This window comes from Nocardia sp. NPDC055029, assembly GCF_053608525.1.
The window spans coordinates 1-6,668 of the sequence record NZ_JBSGVQ010000078.1 but is presented as its reverse complement, the minus strand read 5'-3'; the positions used below and the strand labels follow the sequence as shown (position 1 = coordinate 6,668).

At 68.0% G+C, this 6,668-nt stretch carries 6 protein-coding genes and 1 tRNA gene; 3 read left to right on the top strand and 4 right to left on the bottom strand.

Features of this window, described 5'->3' with window-relative positions:
- The first annotated feature begins 90 nt into the window (after positions 1–90).
- Positions 91–435 carry a hypothetical protein gene (locus ACWF9G_RS34160; RefSeq protein ID WP_452520355.1) on the top strand — a complete coding sequence of 115 codons (345 nt, stop codon included), beginning with the start codon at positions 91–93 and terminating at the stop codon, positions 433–435.
- Positions 436–478: 43 nt separating this feature from the next.
- Here the strand turns inward: ACWF9G_RS34160 and ACWF9G_RS34155 are convergent, their stop codons facing one another.
- The 4 genes from ACWF9G_RS34155 to ACWF9G_RS34140 form a co-directional block, all read right to left on the bottom strand.
- The gene (locus ACWF9G_RS34155; RefSeq protein WP_452520354.1) at positions 479–1,594 is read right to left on the bottom strand and encodes a metallophosphoesterase; all 1,116 of its coding nucleotides are present in this window, start codon (positions 1,592–1,594) and stop codon (positions 479–481) included.
- Positions 1,595–1,628: 34 nt separating this feature from the next.
- Positions 1,629–2,831 (bottom strand): YVTN family beta-propeller repeat protein, encoded by a 1,203-nt coding sequence (locus ACWF9G_RS34150; protein ID WP_452520353.1) that lies wholly within the window; start codon positions 2,829–2,831, stop codon positions 1,629–1,631.
- A 180-nt stretch (positions 2,832–3,011) separates the two neighbouring features.
- A complete protein-coding gene (gene lat, locus ACWF9G_RS34145) occupies positions 3,012–4,352 on the bottom strand; it encodes an L-lysine 6-transaminase (RefSeq protein ID WP_452520351.1) in 1,341 nt (446 codons plus the stop codon).
- A 65-nt stretch (positions 4,353–4,417) separates the two neighbouring features.
- The gene (locus tag ACWF9G_RS34140) at positions 4,418–4,870 is read right to left on the bottom strand and encodes an Lrp/AsnC family transcriptional regulator (RefSeq protein ID WP_071926582.1); all 453 of its coding nucleotides are present in this window, start codon (positions 4,868–4,870) and stop codon (positions 4,418–4,420) included.
- Positions 4,871–4,984: 114 nt separating this feature from the next.
- Here ACWF9G_RS34140 and amaB point away from each other — a divergent pair, with 114 nt between their 5' ends.
- Positions 4,985–6,508 carry an L-piperidine-6-carboxylate dehydrogenase gene (gene amaB, locus ACWF9G_RS34135; protein ID WP_452520349.1) on the top strand — a complete coding sequence of 508 codons (1,524 nt, stop codon included), beginning with the start codon at positions 4,985–4,987 and terminating at the stop codon, positions 6,506–6,508.
- A gap of 52 nt (positions 6,509–6,560) precedes the next feature.
- Positions 6,561–6,634 (top strand) — tRNA-Met (locus ACWF9G_RS34130).
- Positions 6,635–6,668 lie beyond the last annotated feature (34 nt).

The window sequence follows — 6,668 nt, the reverse complement described above, 5'->3', positions numbered from 1 at the left end:
GGCGACGAAGGAGCAAGCACCGGTGCCTGACCGACGGGACCGGAAGGGCCGCGAACTCGAGCGCGCCAGCGCTCCAAATACACTGCTGGCGTGGAACCGATCGAGATCAACGCCGGCGCCTGGTACCTGCGCGCTCTCCGGGCCGACGAGCGCATCGACGACCGGCCTGCCCTGGCCGACGGCGGCATCACCGATCCCGGCTACGTGGCCACACGCTCGGCTCAGTGGGCCGACGAGTCCCACTTCTCCTGGGCCGTCTGCGTGCCGACGACGGCCGAACTGGTCGCCGAGATCGGCGTGACGCCCGGACCCGACGACACCGCGACCATCACCGGCTGGGCCCGCCCCGGCGAGGACGAGGCGCTGGCAGCCGGCCTGGCCTCGGTCCACCGTTTCGTCGCAGGCGCGCTGGGACTGACCGCCGTCCCCGCCTGAGCTACGGCCGAATCGGCCCCGCCCAGAGGCGATCCCGACCGCGTCAGCCCGCGCGCAACGTCACCACCGCGATATCCGGCGGTGCGCCCACCCGGACCGGTGGTCCCCACGCACCGACACCGCGGGTCGTGAACATCTGCATCTCGCCTACCCGGCTGTGACCGGCGACGGTGCCGTTGATCCACTTCACCGGATACATCAGCGGCCACATCTGCCCGCCGTGGGTGTGCCCGGACAGCTGCAACCGCACGCCGTGCTCGCTGGCCACCGTCCCCTGCAACGGCTGGTGGGCGAGGAGCACGGTGAACCGGCCCTGATCCTGCCCGGCCAGCGCGGCCGCGACGTCGGGCGCCGGATCGGTGGCGTCGAAGTCGTAGACCCCGGCGATGTCGATGGACGCGCCCCCGACCGTCACGGCGGCGCGGCTGTTGCGCAGCGAGGTGAGCCCCAACCGGTCGTAGTAGTCGAGCCAGCTGTCGGGCCGGTTCACATACCCTTCGTGATTGCCCGCGACGACGAACTTCCCGTACTTCGACCGCAGTCCGGCCAGCGGGTCGATGTCGGCGCCGACGTATTCGACCGCACCGTCGAGCAGATCCCCCGGCAGCGCGATGACATCGGGCTGCTGCTCGTTGACCAGCTCGACCACCCGCCGGGTGAAATCCGCGCCACGTGCGGCGCCGACATGGATGTCGGCGACCACGACGACGCGCAGACCGTCGAACTCACGCGGCAGCTGCGCGAAGGTGAGCTCGGCCTCGACCACCCGCGGCCGGTTCGCCTCGACCACGCCATAGGAGACCGTGCCGACGGCGGCGACGATCACCACCGCCGACAGCACCCGGATCAGCCTGCGCCGGTCCTGGTACTTCAGCAGGCGAGCCACGAGAAGCACGAGCCCGATCGCGATCAGCCCGATCCCCAGGTAGAACAGGACCGCGAGCCAGACCTCACCCAGCCAGACGATCGGCCGGACAGGCCGCGGCGAGAAGGCGTTTCCCGCGCCGACCGCGACGAACGGCGGGATCCACAGCAGCACGAGCGCGATCGCGGCGGCCCGGCGCGCGGCGACGCCGAGACCGGGGGCGACCGCGAAACGCCGGTACAACAGCCAGTGCACGAGACCGAGCACGGCCCCGACGAACAACATCTGGAGCATTCGCACATGGTGCCATCACGGCAGGCGTCACCCGCTAGCGCATGACCCCCGTGTGCCCGGTGGAGTAGCGCCCCGGCTGCGGCCACACCGTCAACCCGTGCGGTCCGTGGTCGACGGGGATGCGCGCCAACAGGTTCCAGTTGACGATGTCGACCGCGTACACCTCGTTGTTGTGCCTGCCCGACACCCAGAACACCCGCCCGTCGGCGGAGATATTGCCCATGTCCGGGCTGCCGCCGCCGGGGATGAACCACTTGTGCGCCAGCCCGTTGGTGCCGAAGTCCCACACCGAGATGCTGCCCTCGTGCCGGTTGGTGATCAGCATCTGCTTGGAGTCACGCGTCACGTAGAGCCCGTGCGTCCCTGTGCCGGTGGGGATGAAGCCGGTGTTGACGAAGGTGTGCGCGTCGAAGGTGTAGATGCCGTCGGCCATCATGTCGGCGACGAAGAAGACGTGCCCGTCGGGCGAGAGCTTCACATCCTGCGGCATCCCGCCGCGCCCGCCCGGCAGGTCGATCATCTTGATCAGCGTGCGCTGCGCGACATCGAAAACCGCCATCCGCCCGATGAATTCACAACTGGCGAGGGCGAAGCGCCCGTCCGCGGTGAAGTCCATGTGGTCGACGCCAGCGCACTCGGGCACCGCGAGCGCGTGCAGCTTCTGCCAGGTCACCGGATCGTAGAAGTCCAGCGACTTGTCCGCCTCGGCGACGACCAGGGCGAACTTGCCGTCCGGCGTGTAATACATGTTGTACGGGTCGCGCACCGGAAAAGCCGGTCCCGCAGGCGCTCCGGTCCGCGGGTCGATCGGCAGCAGGCTGCCGCCGCCGATCGGCAGATCGTTGGTGGCGTAGAGGGTCTGCAGGTCGTAGGACGGCACCACGTGCTGGGGTTCGGAACCGCCCGAGGAGAACGTGTCGAGCACCTGGAAGGTGTTCTGGTCGATCACGGTCACCGTGTTGGACTTGCTGTTGGGCACGTAGACCAGCGGCCGGTGATCGGCGACCGACGGGCTGAGTTCCCGGTTGGCCGAGTAGATGTCGGTGGGCGAGAGCGGCGGCGGCATCCCGGGCAGCAGGTCGGTCATGTGCGGCGGCATGGCTGTCGGCGAGGTGGTCGACGTGGGCGCCGCTGTCGGCTGCTCGACCGTCACGGCTTCGCTGTTCGAACAGCCGGCCGTAACGGCGAGCAGCAAGGCGGTAGCAATTTGTCCGATTCGCTCGGTTCGGCGGTTCATGCGCAGCACCGTTCCATGCCGTACTGACATCCGGATGACATGGATGCGAAGCCTAGAAGCTGCGACAGCGAAAAGCTAGCTATCCCGCCTCTCCGCGATTTCAGCCAGACTCAGGCGCTACCAAGGCAATACGGGCGGCCGGCGGCAATGCAGCCGCCGACGCAGCCCGTACCCGACGAGTTACCCGTGTTCTCGCGTCAGCACGGCATCGAACGCATCGGCGACCTGCCCGAGTTCTTCCTCGGTGACCGTCAGCGGCGGACGGAACCGGATGCCGCGCTCCCCGGTCCCCAGCAACAACACGTGCTGCCGCTCCCGCATCGCCGTCACCACCCGATCCCGCAGATCGTGGCTGGCCAGCGTGATCGCGCACATCAGACCGCGCCCGCGCGGCTCGCTCACCTTGTCCGGATGCGCGGCGGCGAGCTGACCGAGCTGGTCGAGCAGGTAGGCCCCGAGCGCCACCGACTTCTCGATCAGCCGTTCCTGTTCCAGCACCTCGAGAATGCGCCGGGTGCGCACCATGTCGGTGAGGTTGCCGCCCCAGGTGGAGTTCAGGCGGGAGTTCACCCGGAAGACATTGTCGGGCACCTCGTCGACCCGCCCGCCCGCCATGACGCCGCAGACCTGGGTCTTCTTACCGAACGCCACCACATCGGGCTCCAGCCCCAATTGCTGGTAGGCCCAGGTGGTTCCGGTCATCCCGACGCCGGTCTGCACCTCGTCGAGGACGAACAGCGCGTCGTTGTCGTGACACAGCCGCTGCATCGCGCCGAGGAACTGCGCGCGCAGGTGCCGGTCACCGCCCTCGCCCTGGATCGGCTCGGCGATGAAGCAGGCGATGTCGTGTGGGTAGTCGGCGAAGGCCTGCGCGGCCTGCGCGATGGCCCTGGCTTCGAGCGCTTCGATGTCGGGGCCTGCCAGGGTGTGCGGCGTCTCGATACGCGGCCAGTCGAACTTCGGGAAGCGCGCGGTCTTGATCGGGTCGGTGTTGGTCAGCGACATCGTGTAGCCGCTGCGGCCGTGGAAGGCCCCGGTCAGATGCAGCACCTTGGTGCCGAGTTCCGGTGAGCGGCCGTGTGATTCGTTGTGCCTGCTCTTCCAGTCGAACGCGACCTTCAGCGCGTTCTCCACGGCGAGGGCACCACCGTCGATGAAGAACAGATGCGGTAGCCGCGGATCGCCGATCACGCGGACGAAGGTCTCGACGAAGCGAGCCATCTCCACGGTGTACATATCGGAGTTGCTCGGCTTGTTCAGCGCGGCGGTGGCCAGTTCGGCGCGGAAGCGCTCGTCGTCCGCCAGCGCGGGATGGTTCATCCCGAGCGCGTTGGAGGCGAAGAAGCCGAACATGTCGAGGTAGGCCGTGCCGTCACGTTCGTCGATGAGCGTGCGGCCGTGCGACTTGTGCAGATCGAGCACAAGTTCGAAGCCGTCCGCGAGGATGTGCGAGGACAGGATTTCGTGGACCCGGTTGGCGGGGGTGACCGCCGCGCCGGGGCGCTCCAGTTCGATGGTCACAAAACCGAGGGTACGCAAATATTTACGGAACCTCTACGGAATCGCGGAACTATTACGAGGAATCGTTACCTGTCATAGAATGTCTGCAGGATGATGGTGCTGCGCGTCCGCACGTTGGCGGTGGCCCTGATCTCCTGCAGCAGCTGTTCCAGGTGCCGCGGCGAGGCGACCCGGACCAGCAGGACGTAGCTCTCCTCGCCGGCCACCGAGTGGCACGCCTCGATGCCGGGGATGTGCTGCAACAGGGCGGGCGCGTCATCGGGCTGGGACGGGTCGAGAGGAGTGATCGCGACGAACGCCGACAACAGGTGGCCGAGCGCTTCGGGATCGACATGCGCCGCGTACCCGCGGATCACCCCGCGCGCTTCGAGCCTGCGCACCCGCGACTGCACTGCCGAGACCGAGAGGCTGGCCTTCTCCGCCAGGTTCGACAACGTAGCGCGACCATCGCTCATCAGTTCTTTGATCAATAGTCGGTCGATATCGTCGAGCTGGGGTCTAGCCGGTGTATCCGCCATCAGCGAAGGCTAACGCAGCACGGGGGTCGCGCGGGGAAAACTTCTTTCTGTTCCCCCACCGAATTCCACCGAACTTTTCCGTGAGCCGTACCAAACAGCAGAAGGTGAGCAGCGATGACCCAGACCGTGACCGAGCACTTCTCCGAGCAGCTGGCGCTGCGCGCCAGGGCCCTGCTGCACAGCCTCGGCGCGAGCGTGCCCGAGCCCGGCTCCTTGCTCGCGCGCACGCCGATCTCGGGCGGCATCCTGCTGCCGCTGACCGCTGACACGCCCGCCGAGGTCGATGCCGCGATCGGCCGGGCCGCCGTCGCGTTCGACGCGTGGCGCGCCGTGCCCGCCCCGGTTCGGGCGGCGCTGGTGCGCAGACTGGCCCAGCTGCTGGTCACGCATCAGGGTGAGCTCGCCGAACTGGTCACCCTGGAGGCGGGCAAGATCGGGCCGGAGGCGCTGGGCGAGGTCCAGGAGATGATCGACGTCTGCGAGTTCGCGATCGGACTGTCCCGCCAGCTCTACGGCGCGACAATGCCTTCCGAGCGGCCGGGTCACCGGCTGATGGAGACCTGGCATCCGCTCGGCGTCGTCGGCGTGATCTCGGCGTTCAACTTCCCGGTCGCGGTATGGGCGTGGAATACCGCCATCGCGCTGGTCTGCGGTGACACGGTGGTGTGGAAGCCGTCGGAGACCACGCCGTTGACCGCGCTGGCCTGTCACACGCTGCTGCGTCGCGCCGCCGTCGAGGTGGGCGCGGATCCCGAAGTGCACCAGCTGATCCAGGGTGACGCCGCGGTGGGCGAGGCGCTCGTCGACGACTCGCGGGTCGCGCTGCTCAGCGCCACGGGTTCGGTGCGGATGGGTGGTGTGGTCGCGCCGCGGGTGGCGGGCCGGTTCGGCCGCTGCCTGCTGGAACTGGGCGGCAACAACGCCGCGATCGTCGCGCCGAGCGCCGATCTGGAGCTGGCGGTGCGTGGGATAGTCTTCGCCGCGGCGGGGACGGCGGGTCAGCGCTGCACCACGCTGCGCAGGCTGATCGTGCACAGGTCGATCGCCGATCAGCTGGTCGACCGGCTCGCGGCGGCGTATGACCAACTGCGCGTGGGTAATCCGCTCGACGACGGCGTGCTGGTCGGGCCGCTGATCAACGAGCGCGCGTTCACCTCGATGCAGAAGGCGCTCTCACGCGCCGTGGACGAGGGGGGCGAGATCGTCTGCGGCGGTGAGCGCATCGAGTTGGTCGGCCCCGACGCCTACTATGCGCGGCCCACGGTGGTGCGGATGCCCGCGCAGACGGAGCTGGTGCGCGAGGAGACCTTCGCGCCGATCCTCTACGTGCTCACCTACGACGACATCGACGCCGCGATCGCGCTCAACAACGATGTGACGCAGGGGCTTTCCTCGTCGATCTTCACCCTCGACCAGCGCGAGGCCGAACGGTTCCTGGCCGGCTCCGACTGCGGCATCGCCAACGTCAATATCGGGACATCGGGGGCCGAGATCGGCGGCGCGTTCGGTGGCGAGAAGAACACCGGCGGCGGGCGCGAATCCGGGTCCGATTCGTGGAAGGCCTACATGCGCAGAGCCACCAACACCATCAACTACTCGACCGAGCTCCCGCTGGCCCAGGGGATACATTTCGGCTGATCAGAAACCGATTTCGTCATCCGTGCCGTGGCGTGTACAGTGGTGTTTACGACGCGGGATGGAGCAGCTCGGTAGCTCGCTGGGCTCATAACCCAGAGGTCGCAGGTTCAAATCCTGTTCCCGCTACTAGGCGAAAGCCCCGGAGTTTCGACTCCGGGGC